This is a genomic window from Streptomyces sp. NPDC006012 (assembly GCF_042871185.1).
Classification (GTDB): domain Bacteria; phylum Actinomycetota; class Actinomycetes; order Streptomycetales; family Streptomycetaceae; genus Streptomyces.
The window spans coordinates 402,631-424,920 of sequence record NZ_JBIAIE010000004.1 but is presented as its reverse complement, the minus strand read 5'-3'; the positions used below and the strand labels follow the sequence as shown (position 1 = coordinate 424,920).

The window sequence follows — 22,290 nt, the reverse complement described above, 5'->3', positions numbered from 1 at the left end:
AGGTTCCCTTGACCGCTCGTACCCTCATCACGGCCGGACAGGCCGTCTCGTGCTACTTCCGTACCTCCGTCGACTCTCCCCACCGAAAAGCACTCATCCAGATCTGCGAGCCGTGCAACGAGAGCTGCAAACACTGCTTCGTGTCCGCGACGAAGCGCGGCGAGTACATGCCGCTCGACTTGATCCGTGGCCGGCTGATCCCCCGGCTCGCCGAGGCACGCGTCAACCGGGTCACCCTGACGGGCGGCGAGCCCTTCATGCATGAGGACTTGGTCGACGTCGCCGCTGCCTTTCACGACGTGGGCATGGATGTTGGTGTTTGCACGAATGCCACGATCGTGACCGACGAACAGATCGGTCACCTCGCGGACATGGGCGCTCACATGAATGTCTCCCTCGACGGCTTCTCGGCCCACTCTCACGGGGTCTTCCGAGGCCGCCCGGAGGGCTTCGCCGAAACCGTCGAGACCGTCAGGCGGTTCGCCCGGGCCGGCATCCTTCAGGGACTGCTGTGCACGCCGAACAATCTCGCCGAGGACGAGGAGCACGCTCAGTTGTGCGCGTTCGCCAGGGAGCACGGCGCGAAGTACGTGCTGATGAACCCCCTGGGGGAGATGGGCCGCGGCGCCGCCAAGGGGGCGCAGAAGCTCCGACGGCCGGACGACCGCATGCGGCACATCGCCGAACTGACCGCACCGTTCGCCGACGAGGGCCTTGAGCTGGTGAACATTCGGTTCCCGAACGACGGCAGGCCACTGGCGGGCTGCGAGGCGGGGACGATCATCTACGTCTTCACCAAGGGTGAGGTCACCGTATGCCCCTATCTCGTGTTCGCCGCCCGAACCAAGGCGAGTCGGCATCCGGATACGGACTTCATCGTCGGCAACGTGTGGGAGCACGGCGACATCGCGGCCCGGCTCGACGCCTACCGCTTCCACGAGCGCTGGACGGTCGGCGACAACCCGACCTGTGGCAGTTGTTCGCTGAGTGATGGATGCGGCAAAGGCTGTCCCGCCGCGGTGGTCGCCTCCGGGCAGCGGATCGGCGCGGTCGACACGGAGCTGTGCCCAGTCGTTCCCCGGCAGCCCCACGTGCTGCCCGTGGTCGGTGTCTCATGAGGGCCCGCTTCGTCACCCTTGACGGTCCGGGCGGGGTAGGGAAGTCGACCGTCACCGCGGCCTTGGTGCGGCAACTGCGGGAGGCGGACCACTCTGTGTACGCAACCCGGGAGCCCAGTGACAGCCCGCTCGGGCAGCTCGCCCGCCACGGCACCGAGGAATACAGAGGGATGAGCATGGCATGCCTGATCGCCGCCGACCGCTATCGGCACGTGGAGCACGAGATCAGGCCGGCTCTGGCCCGCGGTGACGTGGTGGTGTGCGACCGCTACGTGCCCTCTTCCCTTGCGCTTCAGGTGATGGACGGTGTCCCGCGTGACACGGTCTGGGAGCTGAACAGGCACGCGGACATGCCTGACCTGGCCGTCATCATCAACGCACGGGTGGATGTCATCACCGAGCGGCTGGAGGCGCGCGGCACGCACAGCCGGTACGAGCGCGAACCGCGAGGAACCGAGCGTGAATGCGCCTACTACTACGACACCGCTAGGTTCCTCATGGCTGCGGGCGTCCGCGTCCTGCAACTGGACGCCTCGTCGACCCGGCCGGAGGATGTCGCTCGCGCGGTCGTCGAGGCGATCAAGAATCATGTCTGACAGAACGGGGCCGCGCATGACCACCTTGGACGTGTTGACGTTCAACTTGAACAATCCGGGGCGGGAGCGGGCGGAGCGTCAACTCGCGTACCTGGCCGCCCGGCCGGAGCCCGTTCTCGTGCTCACGGAGACCGCCGACAGCGCCGGATGCGAATTCCTGGCCCGCCGGTTCACGGCAGCCGGGTACGACGTGGCGTTTCCGCGGCCCGCACGAGGAGAGCGCGGCGTGATGGTCGTCTCCCGGCTGGCCACGCGGCCCGGCACTGCCGAAACCGGTTACCTGCCGCACCGCTGTGTCTCCGTGACCGTCGACACGGATGAGGGACAGCTCGACGTAATCGGCCTGTACGTACCGTCCCGGGACGCGACGGACGCAAAGAAGACCAGGAAGCGGACGTTCCTCGACCAGTGTCGCGCAGGCATCCCGCAGGCCGAGGACTCGCTGCGCCTGGTTCTGGGCGATTTCAACCTCCTGGAACCCGCCCACATACCCCGATACAGGTTCTTCCAGCCATTCGAGTACGGCTTTTACGAGTGGCTGGGTCAGTCCGGCTACCGGGACGCTTTCCGTGCACTGCACCCGCGGGCGGCCGAATACTCCTGGGTCGGCCGTACCGGGGACGGCTACCGCTATGACCACGCGCACGTGTCCGCGGTATTGGCGAGCGTGCTTCGGGCCTGCACGTACGTGCATGACGTACGGACCGGGCCGGACCGGCTGACGGATCACTCGGCCCTGTCGGTGTCGCTGGCCCTTCACCCGGTGAAGCCGCTGACCGTGACCGTCCCTGAGCGGGCCGCCGACCCGGCACCCGCGCTGTTCTGACCATCGAGCGAGGAGAACTCCATGGGAGACCGCACCTGGGAGCAGGTGGACCGGATCCGGCAGTGGCTGGACGACGAGACCGGCGATGCCGGATCGGCGGACACGCGGCTGCTGCGCGTACTGAAGATCGGGGAGGAGTTCGGCGAGGTCGTGGAGGCCGTGCACGGCGTCCTCGGAGCCAACCCGAGGAAGGGCCTCACCCACACCTGGCCCGACGTCCAGAAGGAATTGGTCGACGTCATCGTGACGGCCATGGTCGCCCTGGCCACCGTCGCACCGGACGCCCGGCAGGTGTTCGAGGAGCGTCTTGACACCCTGGTGGACCGGGTTCTGCCGGAGCCGCAAAGCTGAGCAATCGGCCCGTGCAGGAAGGGGGAGGAGAGGCCGAGCGGCACACCGCGCGGCGACCGTCGGGCCCGGTGCGGCCGGCGCGTGAGGCGGACGTGAGTGGCCCCGCCGGGCCGGAGCCCGGCGGGGCCGAGTGGGGTATCTCCGCTGTCCCCTGGCGGAGCCCAAGGTCAACGCCCGCCGCCGGCGCCCTTCACCCCCTGGTTGATCACGAACTGCGAGCCCGGTTCCACCAGGATGTCGCCCTCGGCCGAGCCCGTGATGGTGACGTCGGACAGGGTGGCGCTGCCCCGGGCGCCGCCCATGGCGAGGATCCCGGAGCCGTTGTTCGACTTGTCGATGGTGACGTTGCTGATCTGCGCGGTCACCGTGCCGCCGCCGGACTTGAACTGGATCCCGTCGTACGTCGAGTCATGGATCTCGGTGTCCCGGATCACCACCCCCGGGATGCTCTGGCCCTGGGCGAACAGGGTGATGGCCCCGAACTCCTGGGCCTCGCCCCAGAACGCGCCGCCGGTGCGGTGGAGGGCGTTGTCGGCGATGAGGGTCTGCCCGGAGAACGGCAGCGGATCGTGGTCGGTCGCCAGCATGATGCCCGGGTAGTTCATGGTGTCGTAGACGAGGTTGCTCTCGATGGTGTTGCCGTAGCCGCCGTAGACCGCGATGCCGTTGGCGCGCCAGGGCAACTGGATCGTGTTGTTGCGGAAGTGGTTGTCGTGGCCGATGTCGACCGACTGGTCCTTGACGTACTTGTTGGCCCACACGGCGAGGGCGTCGTCACCGGTGGTGCGGAAGGACGAGTTCTCCACCGATGAATTGCGGGTGCCGTTGCTGAAGTTGATGCCGTCCGCGTAGGTGTCGCGGATCCGCATCCCGCTGAACTGGAGGCCGTCGGCGGGTCCCCACAGCTCGGGGATGTTGTCGTAGTCGCGGCCCACCCAGACGCCCACGTTGGCGTGTTCGATCCAGACGTTGCTGATCTTGGTGTTCTTGCCGAACCTGCCGTTGAGCCCGACTCCGCCCTCGGCGCCCCCGTCGCCGCCCCGGATGGTGCCCGAGCCGAAGATGGCGATGTCGGAGATGGTGGTGTTGCCGTCGATGTCGAAGCCGAAGTTGCCCTCGTGCGGGTGGTTGATGCCGCCCGCCTGCTGCGGCGGGGTGAGGGTGTAGAGCTGGGAGTGCCACATCCCGGCGCCCCGGATGGTGACGTTGCTGATGCCGACCTGGTTGTACTGGCCCCGGTCGAGCGGGTCGTCGGTGAGGATCTTCTGCTCCTGGCGCCACTGGCCGGCCGGGATCCACACGCAGTCGATCTGCCCGTTCTGGTCCGCGGTCACCGCGCGCTGGAGAGCGTCGGTGTCGTCGAGCCCGTCGTTCGGGACGGCCCCGTACTCGGTGATGGAGACACACCCCGCGGGCTGCGCGGCGGGCGGCGCCACCTGCTCCAGGTCGACCAGGTCGATGACGTAGTACGCGGCGGTGTCACCGGCGTCGCGCTGCAGCCGGAAGGTGGTGCCCGCCGGGTAGGTCTGGGTGAGCAGCGCGTTCGACTCGTCGAAGAGGCGGCGCGCGTCGCCCTGCGGGGTGTTGGTCAGGCCCTCGGGCGAGTCGGTGCTGCCGTACAGCCAGCTGTACTTGGAGGTCAGGTTGATCTTGCGGACGAAGGTGTTGTTCGCGTAGAGGCTGATGGTGGCCTCCTGGCCGCCGCCGCCCGGGGCGTCCGGGACGGAGTTGCGGACCACGAGGGAGTTGGCCGGGCTGGTGGAGGTGAACTGCACGTACTGGCCGGTGGCGGTGAGCCGCACCGACTGGCGGCCGGAGGACTCGGTGGCGAAGTTGGTGTGGCCGAACGTGCGCTTCTGGTCGGTGGTCAGCAGGGTGCCGGTGTAGCTGCCCTGCTCGGCCTCGTACTCGACGTAGGGCACGGCGGCGCCGCGGCCGACCACGATCGAGCGGGAGAACACGTTGTTGGTCTCGTTGGTCTCGGCGACGGTGTTGGTGGCGTCCGCGGTGGCCGCGAGTACGACGGCGCCGCTGGTCGCGGTCCAGGTGCCGCCGATGGCGACCTGCTGGGTGGCGCCCGCGGCGATGGCGCCCGCGGTGCCGCCCAGGGTCTGGCCGCCGGCCACCAGCCGGGTGACCGTGCCGGACGGAACCGCCGCGGTGCCCCGGTTGTGCACGGCGACCGTGAAGGAGACGGCGGCGCCCGCGGCCGGGCTGGCCGGGTTGGTGGTGACGCCGGTGACCTCCAGGTCCGGGCCGGGGGCCTGGGCGACGGTCAGTTTGTTCGTGGCGGTGCGGCTGTTGTTGGTGTTGTCGAGTTCGGGCACGGTGTCCGTGGGGTCGACCACGGCGGAGACGGTGTAGCTGCCGGTGGCCCGTTTGCCGATGCCCACCGGGACGGTCGCGGTGGCGCCGGCGGCGAGGGCGCCGACCGGGGCGCTGCCGGCGACGGTGCCGTCCACGCTGACGTTCACCGTGGAGGCCGGGGACGCGGCGGTGCCCGCGTTGCGCACGGTCGCCTGAACGGTGACGGTGTCCGTCTCGTCGGGCGACGCCGGCGTCCAGGACAGGTCGTTCACCACCAGGTCGGGGTTGGGGGCGGCCGTCCCGATCACCTCGAACTCGGCGACCTGCGCGCCGTATCCGCTGGAGTTGGCGGTGAACTTGAGCTGCACGTCGGCATAGCGCCCGGTCACCGGGACGGTCACGGTGTTGGCATTGGTCGCCGGGTTGAAGCTGTAGACCGCGGCGGCCTTGACGGAGGTGAAGCCGGTGGCCGCCTGGGCACGGGCGAGGACCTCGATGGTCTGGGTCCGGGCCGCCCAGGCCGGGTCGGGATTCAGTTTGACCGCGACCCCGGTGACGTCGGCGTCGGCACCGAGCCGGACGGTGAGCGTGGCGGGGTGGCCGCCGGACTCCCAGTAGCTGGTGGCCTGGCCGTCGTTGGCGTTGGCCGCCGTGTAGTTCTGGGTGGTCGAGGACGCCTCGATCGGCTTGCCCTGGGCCAGGTTGCCGCCGTCCAGGGGCGGGGCCGTGGGGTCGCCGCCCCCGGTGCCGTAGATCTCCAGCTCGGACAGCTGGGCCGCGTTCCAGCCGGTGTTGGCGCTCACCTGGACCCGGACGTAGCGCACGGCGCGGGCGGCGAGGCCGACGGTGGCCGAGCCCGCGGCGGCCGGGTCGAAGCGGGTGGCGGCCGAGGCGGACAGCGTGCTGAAGGCCGAGCCGTCGGTGCTGCCCTCGACGGCGAGGGTCTGGCTCCGCGCCTCCCAGGAGGCGGGCAGCTTCAGTACGACCTGGTCGACCTCGACGGCGGAGCCCAGGTCGACGCGGACCCACTGCGGGAAGGACCCGGCGGGGCCCTCCCAGTAACTCTGCTGGCTGCCGTCGGTGATGTCGGCGGCGGGATAGCTGCCGTGGGAACCGCCGGCCGTGGCGCTCTTGCCGAGCGCGAGGTTGGGTCCCGCGGGGGCTTGGGCGGGGGCTTCGGCGGCGACCTCCGCGGCGCTCGCGACAACGGGCTGGAGGCCCACGGTGATCAGGCCGGCCAGCAGCAGGCCGGTGATCGTCCGCAGGCCGAATCGTTTCCGTCTCATGGCGTCCTCGTTCCTTGGCAGGGGACGACTGGGGGTGGGAGCACGGTGATACGACGGACGGGTGGTGCGGGGTGTTGGCGGTGGTGGGGGTGCGGGGTGGCGCCGGTGGTGTGCCGGGCCGTGAGGTGATGTGTGAGGCGTGACGCGGTTGTCCGGGGATCCGGGCGCGGGGCGGCCCGTGCGGGCGGCACTGCCTGGCAGGCGACACCACCCAGCAAAGTTGTGATTTTGCGTCAACTCATAGATATTTTGCGGCTCTTGGGTGACAGATTTCAGGCTCGTCCGCACTTTGTCAATGGCATGGACACGGCGGGGTGTGGGTGCGGGGTGAGGGCGAGGGTGCAGTGAGCCGGCCGGTGCATCCGTGCGGCCCGGCGCGACGCCCCCGGGTCTCGCCCGCCGTCTGCTCACTCACCGTGGCCGGATCGCTCCGATAGCACGTCTTTGCAGCTCTATGCCCGGTGTCCGCAAACCCTTCATTCTGATATCACCCGCCGTCCACTGCATCCGATCAGTGTCTGAGGGCTTCCGGTGTGTTCATCGAGCACCGATCACCGATCTTGCAGAGGGCAATATGTGTCTTGACGGACATTGCGAGCAAAACGTCAACCCGCTCCCGTCCGACGCCGTGGCCGACGGCGGCTCGGATGCCGGCCTCGGACGGCGGCGGCTGCTCACCGTGGGGATGGCCGGCGCCGCTGCCCTCACCCTGGCCCCGGTGTCGTTCGCGCAGGCGGCCGACGGCGGCTCCGCGCCGACCACCGGTGACGTGACCCGCACCATCAGCGGGTTCCTGGAGACCGGGGTCGCGGACTTCGTCTACCTCCCGGTCGAGGTCCCCAGGGGCGTGCAGAAGATCGCGGTCTCGTACTCGTACGACAAGCCGTCCGTGCCCTCCGGCACCCCGGGCAACTCCTGCGACATCGGTGTGTTCGACGAGCGGGGCATCGCCCTCGGCGGCCGTGGCTTCCGCGGCTGGTCCGGTGGTTCCCGCACCTCGTTCGAGATCAGCAACAGCGACGCCACGCCGGGGTACCTGCCCGGCCCGGTCGACGCCGGTACCTGGCACGTCGTGCTCGGCCCCTACCAGGTGGCGCCGCAGGGCCTGAACTACCGGGTCCAGGTGACCCTGACGTACGGCGAGCCCGGGCCCGCCCACGTGAAGCACTACCCGCCGCAGCGGGCCAAGGGGCGCGGCCGTGACTGGTACCGCGGCGACTGCCACCTGCACACCGTCTACTCCGACGGCAAGCGGCTGCCGAGCGAGGTCGCCGCCGGTGCGCGCGCCGCCGGGCTGGACTTCATGGTCTCCACCGACCACAACACCTCGTCCTCGCACGCGGTGTGGGGCGAGTACGCCGGACCGGACCTGCTGATCATGACCGGTGAGGAGGTCACCACCCGCAACGGTCACTGGCTGGCCCTCGGCCTCCCGCCCGGTGAGTGGATCGACTGGCGCTACCGTTCGCGCGACGACGACTTCGGCCGCTTCGCACGCCAGGTGCACCGCGGCGGCGGTCTCGTGGTCCCCGCGCACATGTACTGCGCCTACATCGCCAGCCAGTGGAAGTTCGGCTTCGACGACGCCGACGCCACCGAGGTGTGGACCGGCCCGTGGACCTACGACGACGAGCACGCGGTCAGCACCTGGGACCAGAAGCTCGGTGAGGCCGTCCGCACCGGCAAGCGCTGGCTCCCGGCCATGGGCAACAGCGACGCGCACAGCGCGCCGAACGTCATCGGTCTGCCGCACAACGTCGTCCAGGCGGACGACCTGGCCACCGACGCCGTCATGGCCGGTATCCGCGCGGGCCGGAGCTGGATCGCGGAGTCGTCCTCCGTCAAGCTGACCTTCACCGCCACCGGCCACGGCAAGCAGGCCGGCATCGGCGAGACGCTGAGCGTCCCCGCCGACGCGCCGGTCGACGTCCGCCTCGACGTCGAGGGCGTGCCGGGCGGCACCGTCCGCTTCATCACCGACGAGGGCCAGATGCACCAGGAGTCGGTGGGCGCCTCCGGCTCCGGCACGGTGGTGTGGCGGACGACCGCCTCGCTCGCGTCGTACGTACGCGCCGAGGTGCGCCACCCGATGGCGGACGGCAGCCCCGGCCAGGGCAACACCATGGGCGACGCCCTGATGTTCGGCCCGATGGCCGCCCTGACCAACCCGGTCTTCCTGGTGACGAAGGGCTAGGCGAACCGACGCAGGTCGTGCCCGGGCGCGGCGAGGCACACCGCCTCACCGCGCCCGCGCCGGATGGCCCCCGTCACGACGGGTCCGCCCGGTCGGGCGGGTCGGGCGTCCGGGACGGCGACGGCTGCCGCGTCGCGCCGGGTGCGTCGTCGAGGAGGTCACCTTCCGGCCGGTGCACCCCCGTGAGGGTGGTCGTGTCGTTCCAGGTGAGCCCGGTGAGATGCGCGCCTTCCAGGTCCGCTCCGCTCAGATCCGCTCCGTTCAGGTTCGTGTCGCTCAGGTCCCCTCCGCTCAGGTTCGCGCCGGTCAGACCTGCCCCGTTCAGGTTCGTGTCGCTCAGGTCCGCCCCGCTCAGGTTCGCGCCCCTCAGGTCCGCGTCCCGGAGGTCGGCCTGTACCAACAGGGCGTTCTTCAGAGCCGCGTCGGCAAGGACGGCCGTCTTCAGATCGGCCTTCGACACCTCCGCATGGGAGAGATCGGCTCCGGTCAGGTCCGCCCCGGTCAGCACGGCCTGTTCCAGATTCGCACCGGAAAGAATCGCCTTCTCGGCGTTGGCGCCGGACAGGACCGTTCCCCTGAGGTCCGCGTCGGCCAGATTCATGCCTTCGAGCTTGGCCTCTTTGAGGCAGGCGCCCCTGAGGTCGATGACGGCTTTCCCGTCCTGGGCGGGGTTGCGATTCCCTAACGCGTACAGAGCCGCCTGGATGTCCGGGGACTTCTCCGTGGTCTTCAGGTTCTTGGTCGCGCGGTCACGGACGTACTTGGACAGCATGTCGATCACGGAAGGCTGAGTTCGGGGGGAGTCCGTCATGATGCTCTGCATCGAGTAGATGGCCCCTCTGCGTACGTCCACGGACGCGTCGACCAGGTTTTCCACCGCCGTGTCGTACCGGTCGGCGATCTGCCCCTGCTCGGAAATGGCCAGTTCGTCGGAGACCTGGGCGACGGAGACCCAGGTGAAGACCAGCGCGGCGACCGCCGCCAGTCCCGGGAGCACCGCCGCGAAGGAACCCAGCCAGTGGGCCGGGCTTCCCGCGCCGTCGGCAGGAGCGGTCACGGTCCGCCGGACGCCGACCCGCCGGGGTGCCCCGCGGCGTTGTCCCGGGCGAAGTGCCCCCAGGGGTGACCGAAGCCGTCGTCGTGGATCCCGGCGTCCCGGGCGTTCCCGGCGGTCGACGATCCGGTGCAGCTGTCGGCTGCGTGCTCCCGCACGGGATATGCCTCTGCTCATGCCCGCCATTCCAGCCGGTCCCGACCGGAAGGAGAAGGCCGCCCGCCGGAGTCCGGAGATCCGAAGGGCCCCGGGGCGGTCCGTTCGGCGGGCCCCTTACCCGGCGGGGGCCGCGCTCGCGTCGTGCCGCCGCACCGTGCCGAGGTGCCGACGCAGATCGGCCGCGAACTCCCCTGCGTGCGGTCCGCACAGTACGACGCACGGCCGGGCGGTGCCGCCGGGGCGTACCCGTACCGGTGCACCGTCCGACGGGTGTTCGAGTGCCGCGGACGCGGGCGGAGGCGGGGCACCCGGCACCTGGATCTCGATCCTCAGCGGCCCCGCGCCGCGGTGGGCGCCGGCCAGCGCCGCCCAGACGGCGAGGCGTTGCGGGTCCGGCTCGGCGGGCAGGTCCACCCGGTGGCGTGCCGCCTCGTGCGGGCAGGCGGGGCACTCCGGCAGCGGGTGGGGCCGGCGCAGGTGCGGGAGGAGGCAGGCGGCGAGCCGGTCGAGGTCGGGTACGTGTCGTGCGGGGCCGGTCCGCGGGGTGACGAGGTATCCGGCGGCGCCCCAGGGAGCGACCCCGACCCGGCCGCCCGTCGCCTCGGTGGCGGCCGCCGCGCGTCGCCGCCGGTCCGCGGGGCGGTCGCCCGCCAAGGCGACCTCCCAGGGCGGACGGACCGTACCGCTACCGCACGCGCCGCACATGCTTCCCCTTCCTGCGGGTGTTCAGGGCATCACGTCGCCGCTGTTTGGCCCGAGGACCTGACCGACGTACAGGTTGCCCGAGGGGTCACCGGCGAGCAGTACGGCGGTCGGGGCCACCTCCGCCGGTACGCCGAAGCGGCCCAGGGGGAGTTCGGCGCGTTTCGCCCGCTTCCAGTCCTCGCTGATCCCGGCGACGAGCGGGGTCTCGATGGGGCCGGGGGCGATGGCGTTCACCAGGACGCCGTGCGGGGCGAGTTCGCGGGCCAGGGCCTTGGTGAGGCCGATGACCCCGGCCTTCGCCGCGGAGTAGTGGACCAGGCCCTCGCCGCCCTTCAGCGCGAGCTGCGAGGAGACGTTGATGATGCGGCCGCTGCCCTGGCGGACCATGAGGGGCGCCGTCCAGCGGCAGCACAGGAACACGCTGCGCAGGTCGGCGTCGATCATCTCGTCCCAGAGGCGCACCGGCATGTCGACGAACGGCACCTCGGTGAGCAGCCCGGCGCAGTTGACGAGGATGTCGATGCGTCCGAACTCCCGGTGTGCCGTGTCGATCATCGTGCGGGTGGCGTCCGCGTCGGTGAGGTCGGCCCGGTGGGTCGTCGCCGTGGTGCCTGCCGCCCGTGCCCGGGCCGCGGTCGCCTCGGCGCCGTCGAGGTCGCGGTCGGCGAGGAAGAGGCGGGCGCCCTCGGCCGCGTAGGCGTCGGCGACGGCCGCACCGATCCCGCTGGCGGCGCCGGTGACGACGGCGACGCGCTGCTTCAGTGACTGACTCATGGCGATACAGGACTCCTTCAGCTCGGCCAGCGGACGGTGAGGCCGCCGTCGACGACGAGTTGCTGCCCGGTCACATAGGCGGCGTCGGCGCCGGTGAGGAAACGGATGGTGCGCGCCGCCTCGTCCGTGGAGCCCACCCGTCCCCAGGGGATGATCCGGCCGGCCTCGGCCAGGCCCTCGGGCCCCAGCGAGTTGACCGGGTCGAGCGACTGCGGGCTCTCGATCAGGCCGGGAATGACGCAGTTGACGCGGATGCCCCGCGGGGCGAGTTCCACGGCCAGGGAGCGGCACAGCCCCAGTACGCCGGACTTCGCGGCAGCGTAGTGGGCGTGGTCGTCCCAGCCGTAGACCCCGCCGGCGATGGAGGAGACGGCGACCATGGCGCCCGGACCGGTCATCACGCGGGCGGCGGAGCGGAACAGGCGCAGTACGCCCGTGAGATCGACGGAGAGCATGTCGTCCCACGCCCGGTCGCTGAGGTCGGCGAGCGGGGCGCGGCGCAGGATCCCGGCCGCGGCCACGGCGATGTCGAGCCGGCCGTAGTGGTCCACGGCCGCCTGCGCCAGCGCGTCGGCCTGCTCGGGGTCGCGGATGTCGACGTCGACGGCCAGGGCCCGGCCGCCGGCGGCCTCGACCTCGCGGACCGTCTGCCGTACGTCGTGCGGGTCCTTCGGGTAGTGGCCGAGCACGCTGACGGCGCCCGCGCGGGCGTAGGCGACCGCCAGTGCCCGGCCGATGCCGCTCGCGCCGCCGGTGATGACGGCGACCTGGCCGGCCAGGCCGTCGTCCCGGGCCGGAGCGGACTGCCCGGGCGCGGTCATGAGACGGCTCCTTCGGTGTGCAGGCGCGGCGCCGCGGTCCGTTCGCCCTGGTCCACCCGGTTGGTGCCGAGCATGACCACACCCGAGGCCAGCATGAAGGCCGAGCCGGCGATCAGGGCCGCCACGACCATCGAGGTCCCGGCGCTGAGCAGGCCGGTCAGCAGTGCCGAGCCCGCGATCGCGCCGACCGGGCCCATGGTGTGCGCCACGTTCGGGCCGAGGCCGCGGACCTGGGCGGGGAAGGACTCGCCCATGTAGAACAGCAGGGCCGCGTAGGGGCCGGTCAGGAAGAACAGCGACAGCGCGTACAGGGGGATGACGAAGGCGCTGCTGTCGGGGCCCAGCAGCATGAGCGCGGTGAGGACGGCGCCGATGGTCCAGCCGACGATGATGGTGGCGCGGCGGCCGACGCGGTCGCCGATCCAGCCGTGGGCCAGGTAGCCGGCGAAGCCGACCGCGTTGGCGAGGACCAGGACCAGCAGCGCGTTGCTGAAGGAGACGTGCTTGCCCTGGGTGAGGACGGTGGTGCCGAGCACCGAGAACACCTGGATGGCCATCCAGTTGAACAGCCAGGCCAGCGACAGGCAGACGGTGTGGCGTCGCAGCCCCGGCGCGAACACGTCGCGCAGGGTGGCCTTGGCCTCGCCGGACACCGTCATACCCATCCGTCGGGACAACTCGTCGGCCGCGGCGGTGTCCCCTTCGGCCTTCAGCCGGCGGATCTCCTTCAGGGCCGCGAAGGCGGGCGACTCGGGCAGCCGGCAGGCGGCCAGGGCGACCAGTACGGAGGGGACCACGGCGACGACGAAGGACCAGCGCCAGCCCAGGGTGGGCAGCAGCGCGGCGGTCAGCCCCGCCGAGAGCAGCGCCCCCACCGGCCAGCCGCTCTGCACGAAGCTGTACATGAAGCCGCGGCTGCGCGCCTTGCCGTACATCTCGTTGAGGTAGACGGTGTTGACGAGTTCCTCGGAGTAGCCGAACCCGGAGAAGGCGCGGATCACGACCAGGGAGACGGCGCCGGCGGCCAGGCCGGTGAACCCGGAGCTGAGCGCCGCGCCGAGGATGGCGATCACCAGGGCGCGCTTGCGGCCGACGCGGTCCAGCAGCGGGCCGACGCTGAGCGCGATGACGAAGGTGCCGACCGTCACCCAGGTGGCGACGTTGGTGGCGTGCGCCGTGGACCAGCCGAAACTGTCGGCGATCTTGGGCAGCAGGGTGCCGAAGAGGGTGTAGTCGTAGACCGACACGACCCAGGCGAGGAAGCACACGGCGGATATGCGCATCAGCGACCGGGACGATACGGGGCGTTCCCAGGCCGGGACGTCCGAGGCCGGTGCGGAGGTGGAGGAGGCCATGGCTCAGACCTCTCGGGGGTGGCGCCGGGCGAAGTCGTCGGCGATGGCGTCGAAGGTGCTCCAGCGGACGCCCTCGTGGGAGCCGATGTGCTCGATCAGCCGTTCCAGGGCGAGGAGCACCTGGGGCCGGCCGGAGACATCGGGGTGGACGGTCATGGTGAACGCCGCGTAGTCGCTCTCGCGGTACACCCAGTCGAACTGGTCGCGCCACATCGACTCGATGTCGCGGGGGTTGACGAAGCCGTGGCTGTTGGGGCTGGCCTTGATGAACATCATCGGTGGCAGGTCGTCGAGGTACCAGTTGGCCGGGATCTCGATGAGGCCGGTCTCCCGGCCGCGGACGAGCGGCTTCATCCACGACTCGGCCGGCGCATCGTAATCGATCTTGGTCCAGCTGTCGCCGACGCGGACGTAGTACGGCTCGAAGTCGCGGTGCATGAGGGAGTGGTCGTACTTGATGCCGCGTTCCAGCAGCAGTTCGTTGGTCACCGGGGAGAACTCCCACCAGGGCGCGACGTACCCGGTGGGCCGGCGGCCGGTGCGCGACTGGATGAGGCCGATGCAGTGGTCCAGGACCGCCGACTCCTGTTCGCGGCTCATCGCGATCGGGTTCTCGTGCGAGTAGCCGTGCACACCGATCTCGTGCCCGGCGGCGACACAGGCGTCGAACTGCTCGGGGAAGGTCTCGATCGAGTGCCCCGGCCAGAAGAAGGTCTGGGTGAGGCCGTTGCGGCGGAAGAGTTCGAGGAGCCGCGGCACGCCGACCTCGGCGGCGAACATGCCGCGGGAGATGTCGTCGGGGGAGTCCTCTCCGCCGTACGAGCCGAGCCACCCGGCCACCGCGTCGATGTCCACACCGAAGGACACGAAGATCTCTTTGCTCATGATGCTCCTTGCTCTGATGTGCGGGCGCCGTCGGACCTCTGCCGGACGTGGGCCCCGGCGGACGCCTCTTGGTCGAGCCACTGTCTGAAATGGGCTCCGGGATCTTCCGGTTCATGCGCAATTGATACGGAAAGTAGCAATCTGGCCTGCCAGGGGCTCAGATCACTCGCGAAAACCGCGCCGGCGCGTTCGAGATCCGCGCCGCCGCCCCCGCCGTACAACGGGGTGACCGGGCCGCTGAACGCCCGGCTGCACACCGCCACCGCGATGCCCCGGTCGGTCAGCCGGGCCACGGCGGCCGTCATCGCCGGGGACGCGTTGCCCGCGCCCAGCGCCTGCACCACGACGCCGCCGGCCCCGGCGGCCGCCGCGGCCTCCAGCAGCGCTCCGTCGGCCCCGGCGTAGGCGGCGACGACGTCGACCCGGGGCAGTTCCCGCACGGCGTCCAGGTCGAGGGCGGGCGGCCGGCGCCGGGTGCCGAGCGGCAGTACGCGGTCGTGCGTCACGCGCAGGCAGGGGCCGTGTCCGGGTGCCCCGAAGGCGGCGGCGGTCAGGGTCTCCACCTTGCGGACCCCCCGGGCCTGCCAGGCCAGCCCGTCGAAGACCAGCAGCGGCCCGAGCGCCCGGGCCTGGGGACTGCCCGCCACGGCGAACGCGTCCGCGAGGTTGGCCGGACCGTCGGGGGCCGGGCTGTCGAAGGGGCGCTGCGCGCCGGTGAGCACGACCGGCCGCGGGTCCGCGTGGAAGAGGTCCAGCAGGAAGGCGGACTCCTCCATGGTGTCGGTCCCGTGGGTGACGACCACGCCGTCCACGCCGTCCGCCAGTGCGTCGCGGACGCGGTGGGCGAGCGCCAGGAGGTCGCCCAGGGTGAAGGCGTAGCTGCCCTTGGTGGTGAGGTCGTCGACCTCCACCTCCAGGGCGCCCAGTTCGCTCGCCGCCAGGAGCTGCGCGCCGGTGGCCTCGGCCAGCAGGCCCTGTGCCGACCGGCGGCTCGCGATGGTGCCGCCGGTGGCGATCAGACGGAAACGGGTCACGGGTACCTCCACGGCCGGTGGGCGCACAGGTGAGCAATCCTTTGCACAAACGTTCGCGCGAACGTTTGCGAGAACGATTGCGAGGACTCTATGCAATCCTTTGCGGGACAACAAGGGGTGATGTGGACCGCGGTTTCCCGGCCGCCGGGCCGATGCGATAGAAACGTCGTGTGACCGCCGCCCCGCCGCCCCCCGACAGCACCGTCACCCTGGCCGTCGTGGCCGCCCGTGCGGGGGTGCACGTCTCGACCGTGTCCCGGGCGCTGACTCCCGGGGCGCCCGGCATCAGCGCCGCCACCGCGGAACGCATCCGCGCGCTCGCCGCCGAGCTGGGCTACCAGCGCGATCCCGCGGCCACCGCCCTGCGCACCGGCCGCAGCCGGGTCTTCGGGGTCCTGGTCCCGCGGCTGACCGACTTCGTCCTGGCGCGCATCTACGAGGGCCTGGACGCGGAGGCCGCCGGGCACGGCTACAACACCTTCGTCGTCAACACCACCGACGACCCCGCCCTGCGGCGTGAGCGCCTCGAAGAACTCCTCGCCCGCCGCGTGGACGGCATCGTGCTGGGTGACGCCCGGCTCGACGGCGACGAGCTGGTCCGGACGCTCGCCGACCGGAACATCCCCTACGTCCTGGTCTCCCGCCGCCTGAAAGGCCATCTGTCGGTCACCACCGACGACCTGCTCGGCGGGCGCTTGGCCGCCGAGCACCTGCTGGCACTCGGCCACCGGCAGGTCGGGGTGGTGGCGGGGGAGCCCTACGCCAGCACCGGCGCGGAGCGGACCGCCGGGTTCGTACGCCACTACGCCAAGGCCGGCCTGCCGCTGCCCCCGGAGTACATACTCCACTCACGCTTCGACAACGCCGGCGGGCACGCGGCGGGCGCCGAGCTGCTGCGGCTGAGCCCCCGCCCCACGGCCATCTTCGCCGTCAACGACACCGCCGCGATCGGGGTCATAGGGGCGCTGCGGGAACACGGACTGCGGCCGGGTACGGACGTGGCCGTCGTCGGCTACAACGACATCCCCGTCGCCGCGGAGATCCCGGTCCCGCTCACCACGGTCCACTCGCCCATGTTCGACATGGGCCGCCAGGCCATGGACCTGCTCCTGCGGCGGCTGCGCGAGGAAGACGTCCGCTCCCGGCGGCTGCGCCCGCATCTCGTCGCCCGGGAGTCGACGGTCCCCGAGGCGTAGCCCCCGGGCCACCGGCCGCCTCCCGGCGAACGGCCGCCGAGTATTGACACCCCGTCAGGGGCAGGGAGGGCGGCCGGACCGCGACCCCGCCCGCCGCCGGTACCTGCCTGCGGGCGGTGGTGGGCCGCGGAGGTTGACGGCCCCGATTATGCGGCGCGTCTCGTGGGGAAGGGTCCGGCGGCGCCACGGGCGGCCGGTCGCGGGAAGGCGCCGGGACAGGGAGGCGGACGTGAGCGCCGGCGACGAGGGTGAGGTGGGAGCGATCCGGATGCGCTACCGCGTGCCGCTGGCGATCGGCACCGGCTGTTACGTGCTCGCCGCCATCTGGGTGATGTCCCTGCTCGCGGACGACATCGGGTCCGTCGGCCAGATGCTCCTGTGGATCGGGCACGGGGTGGTGCTGATCGTGCTCCTCGCCGGGCTGGGCGCCTGGGAGTACAGCGTCTCCGCGGCCCTGTTCATCGTGTTCGCGTCCGCCATGACCGCGTACGTCACCTCCGTGGTCCGCGACGACCTCATCCTCCAGCAGCGCGGCGTGGAGACCACCGTGATCGTGGTGAAGGAGTGGCGTGACTCGGCGCAGGGGCGCCAGCCCCGCGGCCACAACTACGAGGTGGAGCATCCGGACGGCACGGAGGTTCCCGGTCCCGCCCTGAAGGTCAGGTCGGACCGGTTCGACGTCGGACAGCACATCAGGGTGATCGAGGACCCCCGGGGTGAACTCCGCCCCCAGACACCGGGTCAGGCGGACGCCACCGGTGACGTGGCCGGCGCGGGGCTGCTCGTTCTCGCCGCGCTCGCCGCCGTCGGGTGGATGGCCTGGCGCGGAGGGGACGCCACGCGGCGCGGCGAGCAGGACGCGCCGAAGACCGGCGCCGGTCCGCGGGAGGCGTGCCCGGCCGCCGGCCGGGGCACCCCGGACGAGCAGGAGGAGCGGCTGCGCGAGGCGCTGCGCACGTATCCCGCCGACCGGAGCGGCTACGTCCGGGTGCACCCGAAGGACTACCCGGACGTCTCGCACCGGCGGGCCGCCCGGATCGGCCGGGACATGGGGCTGCGCGCCGAGGCGTTCGGCAACCGGGGTTCCTGGCGCTTCGGGGAGAACGTGGTCGAGGAAGTCCCGTACGACTGACGGGCGGGGCCGCCCGCCACCGGACCGGAGAGCCGCCCGTCACCGAGCCGGAGGACCGCCCGCCGCCGCACGCTCCGGGACCGAAGCGCAACCGAAGCGCGCTCTCTCCGCTCGCTCCCGCCGCGGGCCGGGGCGGTGAGCAGGCCGCCGCGTACCGGCGCGGCGGGGCCGTCGTGCGGTGCGGACGGATTCCGCCCCCGCCCGGACCGCGCTTACGATGCGCGAAGTCGTACGTCAGTTCGCGCTTTTGCCGTTCGAACCAGGAGCACGGTACCGGTGTCCATACCTCCGCCCCCCGGCCCGCACCAGCCCGAAGGGCAGCACCCGCAGCCGGGTCCGTATCCGCCGGATGCGCATCCGCAGGATCCGTACGCGCACGGCCCGTATCCCCAGGGCCCGTATCCCCAAGGTCCGTACTCCCAAGGCCCCTATCCGCAAGGCCCGTACGGGCAGCAGCCGTACCCGCACGGTCCCCAGGGGCAGCCGCCCCACCTCGCGTGGGGAGCGGGCCTGGGCCCCTACGGCCAGGCGGCGCCCGTCAACGGGCTGGCCATCTCCTCCCTCGTCCTCGGCATCCTGTGCTGCCTGCCGGGTGTGGGGCTGGTCCTGGGGACGATCGCCCTCCGGCAGATCAAGCGGCGCGGTGAGCGTGGGACGGGCCTGGCCGTCGCCGGCTCCGTGCTGTCCGTGATCGGGCTCGTGCTGTGGGCGCTGCTGCTGGGCACCGGCGGGGCGGGCGAGTTCTGGCAGGGGGTCAAGGACGGCGCACGCGACAGCGCGGTCTTCTCGCTGTCCAAGGGCGAGTGCTTCAACGCGCCGGGCGGCGCCCTCCAGGGCGAGACGTACGACCTCACCAAGGTCGCCTGCGCCGAGGCGCACGACGCCGAGGTGTTCGCCTCCCTCCACCTGCCGAACGGCCCCTACCCGGGGCAGGATTCGCTGGACGAGACCGCCGGCAGCCGCTGCTACGGGCTCCAGGACAGCTACGCGATGGACGCCTGGGCCGTCCCGGACGACGTGGACGTGTACTACCTGGTGCCCACCCGGCAGAGCTGGGCGGCCGACGACCGCCTGGTGACCTGCCTGTTCGGCAACACGACCGAGGGCGAGAAGCTGACCGGCCCGCTGCGCAACGACGAGACCGTCCTCGACTCCGACCAGATCGCCTATCTGAAGACCGCGCACGTGCTGAATGCCGCCCTGGACTCGGTGCCCGAGCAGTACGTCGAGGACGACCTGTCCGGACACCGGGCGTGGGCACGCCGCGTCACCACGGCGCTGACCCAGCAGGCCGGGACGCTGCGCGGGCGCGACTGGCCGCAGGCCGCGGAAGGGCCGATGACGTCTCTCGCGGACGACCTCGACAAGGCCCGCGCGGAGTGGTCGAAGGCGGCCGGGGCCACCGACGCGGACACCTTCTACGCGCACTACGACAAGGGCCTGCGGCTGCTCGAACCGGACCGGGCGGTCACGGCACGCAAGGCTCTGGGGCTGGCCACGACCCCGCCGCCGTACGAGGAGGGCGGCAGCCGCGCGGGCGGTGACTCGGGCAGCACCGGAATGGAGGTGTGATCGCGGCGGGAGAGGGGAGAAAATGCCTGGGCACGGCCCTCCCAGGCGGGGAGTAATCACATCGAGTGATTCTCTGGCCTTTGCTTGCACGGCTCAACCCACGGTTGCCACTCTGTAGCTGTCTGTACAACCTGATGGGAGCGGCCAGTGACTTTCGGTGAGCAGCCGGCGTACCTGCGGGTTGCGGGGGATCTCCGCAAGAAGATCGTCGACGGTTCACTGCCGCCCCACACCCGGCTCCCCTCGCAGGCCCGGATCCGCCAGGAGTACGGCGTCTCGGACACGGTCGCCTTGGAGGCGCGCAAGGTGCTGATGGCCGAGGGCCTGGTCGAGGGCCGCTCCGGCTCGGGGACCTATGTGCGCGAGCGGCCGGTGCCGCGGCGAGTGGCCCGCTCCGGGTTCCGGCCGGACGGCGGCGCCACGCCGTTCCGGCAGGAACAGGCCGACATCGCCGCCCGCGGCACCTGGGAGTCCCGCACCGAACAGACCGAGGCGAGCGGCGCCATCGCCGACCGGCTCGGCATCCGGGCCGGCGACCGCGTGATGTGCACCAAGTACCTCTTCCGGGACGCCGGCGAGCCGATGATGCTCTCCACCTCCTGGGAGCCCCTGGCCGTCACCGGGCGCACGCCCGTGATGCTGCCCGAGGAGGGCCCGCTCGGCGGCATGGGCGTCGTCGAGCGCATGCGCGCCATCGACGTCATCGTCGACAACGTCACCGAGGAGGTCGGCGCCCGCCCCGGCCTCGCCGAGGAACTGCACGTGCTCGGCGGCGTCCCCGGACACGTCGTCCTGGTCCTCCAGCGCACGTACTACGCCTCGGGCCGTCCGGTCGAGACGGCCGACGTGGTCATTCCCGCCGACCGGTACCGGGTTTCGTACCACCTGCCTGTGAAGTAGCGCACGCCCCCCGGGCGTTCATCTCCTGCCATCCTGGATCCGCGGGCTGCCGCGCGCCGTTGGGATCCGGCCGTCCGTGCAGGTGGCCCCCGCGGACCGCGAAATCCGGCGACCTTCCGCACCGGAACGCACGGAGGGCGCGTTCAACAACGCGCGCCCCCGGCGTTCTGGCTGGTTGCGTACCTCTTTGTGAAAAGCCGTATTCGCACAGTGAAGGTTAGGCGTACGCTCGGGCATATGCGGATTGCGGTTTCCTTAGAGGGCGGGGCGATGGGCAGTGGAGAGGCGCGATGAGCGACGACACGGTCACCCTGCCCTGGCTCGTCATACGGCAGGACGACAACGGCAATCGCTACCGCGTGGGCAGGTACGCGACGCGCGACGAGGCCCAGCAGATAGCCGACAGCCTCGACGACCGGGGGCACAGACAGCTCTACTGGGTCGAGCGCGTCGGCCAGCACGGCGGCGCCACCCGCAACTGACCCGCACGGCGGTCCCGTAGGCTCCGGCGCATGACGGAACGGATCGTGGTGGTGGCGGCCGCCCTGCTCGACGGCGACCGGCTGCTCGCCGCGCGCCGCAGCGCGCCCCCCGACCTCGCCGGACGCTGGGAACTGCCCGGCGGCAAGGTCGAACCCGGTGAGCGGCCCGAGGACGCCCTGGTGCGCGAACTGCGCGAGGAACTCGGCGTCGACGCCGAGGTCGTCGCGCGCGTCCCGGGGGAGTGGCCGCTGAGGAGCCCGTACGTGCTCCAGGTGTGGACCGCCCGGCTGCGGCCCGGCTCCGCGGCCCCCGCGCCCCTCCAGGACCACGACGCGCTGCGCCACCTCGCCCCCGGTGAGGTCTGGGACGTGGACTGGCTCGACCAGGACGTCCCCGCGGTGCGCGAGGTGGTGGGCCTGCCGGCGCCGGACGCCCGCTGAGCGTCCCGTACGCCGTTCGCGCCACTGCACACCTTCCCGGACGGTACTGGGTCCCGGATATCGGGTATGTGCCCAATAGCCCCACGAAACCGGACATGGGTGGGTTCGCTGCCTGGGGAGGTGATCGGCGTGATCGACACCGAGGGCGACTGCGCCGAGTGGACCTTTCCGGCGCACCCCGGGGCCGTACGCACGGCCCGCCGCGCGGTCCGCGAGCAGCTGCGGGCCTGGGGCCTCGACGGCCTCGCCGATGTCGCGGCACTCCTGGTGAGCGAGCTGGTGACCAACGCGCTGCGGCATGCGACGGGGCCCATCGGGGTCCGTCTGGTCCGCCGCGCGGGGCTCGGTGCGGCGCTGCGGGTGGAGGTGTCCGACCCGCTGCCCGACCCGCCGTGCGAGCGAGTGGCGCGGCCCGACGACGAGAGTGGCCGCGGTCTCCAACTGGTCGCGAACTCGTCGCGTCGCTGGGGGACCAGGCCGGCGGACCAGGGGAAGACGGTGTGGTTCGAGCTGAGCGCTCCGCTGGAAGGGCGGTGAAGGGCCCCCGGACGGGGGGTGACGGATCCGCCCGGACAGGCCAGGGGGCGACGGGTCCGTCCGCGCGGGGGAGTCCGCTCGGAGGGAGGCGGACGGGTTCACCCGTGACGGGCTGCTGTACGGCTTGGCGGGGGCGCCCCACGGGTAGTTATGTACCCATCCACCCTTATCGAGTGATTGATGGTCTTTTATCCGGATTTAGATATGTCGTGGCCGGGTGTCCAGTTACTCGTGCCCCTTTGGCCGCTGCCCGTCCGGCGCCCTGTCGGCGCCCGGTTGGTGCCCGTCCGCCGTTCGGCGGGGATTCATGCGGCGGTGCGCGTTGCCGTGCGCGTGTGCGCCGGTGTGCGCCGGTGCGGCGGGCAACCGGTGTGTGGAATACGGAAGGTGCTGATGCATGACGGGAGAGAAGCCGCTGTACACGCCCTGTCGGACCGTCCCTGTGCGACGGCCGTCCGGCGATGGTTGCCGGAGGACGTGATTCGACGGCGTGTTCCCTGGTTAGAAGACTGAAAGTGTTGTCGCGACCCGGTCCGAATACCGCCCGGACCAGGTTGTGATCGTG

At 71.5% G+C, this 22,290-nt stretch carries 21 protein-coding genes; 12 read left to right on the top strand and 9 right to left on the bottom strand.

Going from position 1 to position 22,290, the window contains the following annotated elements; translation table 11 throughout:
- Positions 1 to 8: 8 nt before the first annotated feature.
- Genes ACFYPJ_RS11295 through ACFYPJ_RS11280 form a run of 4 tightly spaced genes read left to right on the top strand, consistent with a single transcriptional unit; the run spans position 9 to position 2,891 of the window.
- The gene (locus ACFYPJ_RS11295) at positions 9 to 1,118 is read left to right on the top strand and encodes a radical SAM protein (protein ID WP_389013912.1); all 1,110 of its coding nucleotides are present in this window, start codon (positions 9 to 11) and stop codon (positions 1,116 to 1,118) included.
- Positions 1,115 to 1,714: a dTMP kinase gene (gene tmk, locus ACFYPJ_RS11290; protein WP_389013909.1), complete on the top strand. Its 600-nt coding sequence runs from the start codon at positions 1,115 to 1,117 to the stop codon at positions 1,712 to 1,714. The genes ACFYPJ_RS11295 and tmk overlap by 4 nt, the downstream gene beginning before the upstream one ends.
- Positions 1,715 to 1,730: 16 nt before the next feature.
- Entirely contained in the window at positions 1,731 to 2,540 is an 810-nt protein-coding gene (locus tag ACFYPJ_RS11285; protein WP_389013906.1) for an endonuclease/exonuclease/phosphatase, read from the top strand.
- A gap of 21 nt (positions 2,541 to 2,561) precedes the next feature.
- Positions 2,562 to 2,891, top strand: coding sequence for a MazG-like family protein (locus ACFYPJ_RS11280; RefSeq protein WP_389013903.1), 330 nt, complete (start codon positions 2,562 to 2,564; stop codon positions 2,889 to 2,891).
- A 167-nt stretch (positions 2,892 to 3,058) separates the two neighbouring features.
- Here the strand turns inward: ACFYPJ_RS11280 and ACFYPJ_RS11275 are convergent, their stop codons facing one another.
- Positions 3,059 to 6,484, bottom strand: a complete 3,426-nt coding sequence (locus ACFYPJ_RS11275; protein ID WP_389013900.1) for a CARDB domain-containing protein — start codon at positions 6,482 to 6,484, stop codon at positions 3,059 to 3,061.
- 685 nt (positions 6,485 to 7,169) lie between these two features.
- On the opposite strand from ACFYPJ_RS11275, the gene ACFYPJ_RS11270 reads away from it, so the two are divergent.
- On the top strand, positions 7,170 to 8,678 hold the full coding sequence (locus ACFYPJ_RS11270) for a CehA/McbA family metallohydrolase (protein WP_389014041.1): 1,509 nt from the start codon (positions 7,170 to 7,172) through the stop codon (positions 8,676 to 8,678).
- Between the two features lie 73 nt (positions 8,679 to 8,751).
- Here ACFYPJ_RS11270 and ACFYPJ_RS11265 read toward each other — a convergent pair whose 3' ends face one another.
- The 8 genes from ACFYPJ_RS11265 to ACFYPJ_RS11230 all read right to left on the bottom strand — a co-directional run bounded on the left by ACFYPJ_RS11265 (position 8,752) and on the right by ACFYPJ_RS11230 (position 15,465).
- Positions 8,752 to 9,735, bottom strand: coding sequence for a pentapeptide repeat-containing protein (locus tag ACFYPJ_RS11265; protein ID WP_389013897.1), 984 nt, complete (start codon positions 9,733 to 9,735; stop codon positions 8,752 to 8,754).
- On the bottom strand, positions 9,732 to 9,890 hold the full coding sequence (locus ACFYPJ_RS11260; protein WP_389013894.1) for a hypothetical protein: 159 nt from the start codon (positions 9,888 to 9,890) through the stop codon (positions 9,732 to 9,734). Before ACFYPJ_RS11260 ends, ACFYPJ_RS11265 begins: the two co-directional genes overlap by 4 nt.
- A gap of 115 nt (positions 9,891 to 10,005) precedes the next feature.
- Positions 10,006 to 10,545: a hypothetical protein gene (locus ACFYPJ_RS11255; protein ID WP_389013892.1), complete on the bottom strand. Its 540-nt coding sequence runs from the start codon at positions 10,543 to 10,545 to the stop codon at positions 10,006 to 10,008.
- A gap of 72 nt (positions 10,546 to 10,617) precedes the next feature.
- Positions 10,618 to 11,370 carry an SDR family NAD(P)-dependent oxidoreductase gene (locus ACFYPJ_RS11250; RefSeq protein ID WP_389013889.1) on the bottom strand — a complete coding sequence of 251 codons (753 nt, stop codon included), beginning with the start codon at positions 11,368 to 11,370 and terminating at the stop codon, positions 10,618 to 10,620.
- A 17-nt stretch (positions 11,371 to 11,387) separates the two neighbouring features.
- Positions 11,388 to 12,191, bottom strand: coding sequence for an SDR family NAD(P)-dependent oxidoreductase (locus ACFYPJ_RS11245; RefSeq protein ID WP_389013886.1), 804 nt, complete (start codon positions 12,189 to 12,191; stop codon positions 11,388 to 11,390).
- Positions 12,188 to 13,546: an MFS transporter gene (locus ACFYPJ_RS11240; protein WP_389013883.1), complete on the bottom strand. Its 1,359-nt coding sequence runs from the start codon at positions 13,544 to 13,546 to the stop codon at positions 12,188 to 12,190. The genes ACFYPJ_RS11245 and ACFYPJ_RS11240 overlap by 4 nt, the downstream gene beginning before the upstream one ends.
- A 3-nt stretch (positions 13,547 to 13,549) precedes the next feature.
- Complete coding sequence (locus ACFYPJ_RS11235) at positions 13,550 to 14,431, bottom strand: polysaccharide deacetylase (protein ID WP_389013880.1); 882 nt, start codon at positions 14,429 to 14,431, stop codon at positions 13,550 to 13,552.
- Complete coding sequence (locus tag ACFYPJ_RS11230) at positions 14,428 to 15,465, bottom strand: asparaginase (protein ID WP_389013877.1); 1,038 nt, start codon at positions 15,463 to 15,465, stop codon at positions 14,428 to 14,430. Before ACFYPJ_RS11230 ends, ACFYPJ_RS11235 begins: the two co-directional genes overlap by 4 nt.
- 170 nt (positions 15,466 to 15,635) lie before the next feature.
- On the opposite strand from ACFYPJ_RS11230, the gene ACFYPJ_RS11225 reads away from it, so the two are divergent.
- The 7 genes from ACFYPJ_RS11225 to ACFYPJ_RS11195 all read left to right on the top strand — a co-directional run bounded on the left by ACFYPJ_RS11225 (position 15,636) and on the right by ACFYPJ_RS11195 (position 21,725).
- The gene (locus ACFYPJ_RS11225) at positions 15,636 to 16,661 is read left to right on the top strand and encodes a LacI family DNA-binding transcriptional regulator (RefSeq protein ID WP_389013874.1); all 1,026 of its coding nucleotides are present in this window, start codon (positions 15,636 to 15,638) and stop codon (positions 16,659 to 16,661) included.
- Positions 16,662 to 16,890: 229 nt separating this feature from the next.
- Complete coding sequence (locus ACFYPJ_RS11220; protein ID WP_389013871.1) at positions 16,891 to 17,793, top strand: hypothetical protein; 903 nt, start codon at positions 16,891 to 16,893, stop codon at positions 17,791 to 17,793.
- A gap of 276 nt (positions 17,794 to 18,069) precedes the next feature.
- A complete protein-coding gene (locus ACFYPJ_RS11215) occupies positions 18,070 to 19,365 on the top strand; it encodes a DUF4190 domain-containing protein (RefSeq protein ID WP_389013868.1) in 1,296 nt (431 codons plus the stop codon).
- Between the two features lie 147 nt (positions 19,366 to 19,512).
- Positions 19,513 to 20,265: a GntR family transcriptional regulator gene (locus ACFYPJ_RS11210; RefSeq protein ID WP_389013865.1), complete on the top strand. Its 753-nt coding sequence runs from the start codon at positions 19,513 to 19,515 to the stop codon at positions 20,263 to 20,265.
- A 290-nt stretch (positions 20,266 to 20,555) separates the two neighbouring features.
- On the top strand, positions 20,556 to 20,747 hold the full coding sequence (locus ACFYPJ_RS11205; RefSeq protein ID WP_389013863.1) for an SPOR domain-containing protein: 192 nt from the start codon (positions 20,556 to 20,558) through the stop codon (positions 20,745 to 20,747).
- A 30-nt stretch (positions 20,748 to 20,777) separates the two neighbouring features.
- Positions 20,778 to 21,188 carry a (deoxy)nucleoside triphosphate pyrophosphohydrolase gene (locus tag ACFYPJ_RS11200; protein WP_389013860.1) on the top strand — a complete coding sequence of 137 codons (411 nt, stop codon included), beginning with the start codon at positions 20,778 to 20,780 and terminating at the stop codon, positions 21,186 to 21,188.
- 99 nt (positions 21,189 to 21,287) lie between these two features.
- Positions 21,288 to 21,725 carry an ATP-binding protein gene (locus ACFYPJ_RS11195; RefSeq protein WP_389013857.1) on the top strand — a complete coding sequence of 146 codons (438 nt, stop codon included), beginning with the start codon at positions 21,288 to 21,290 and terminating at the stop codon, positions 21,723 to 21,725.
- Positions 21,726 to 22,290 lie beyond the last annotated feature (565 nt).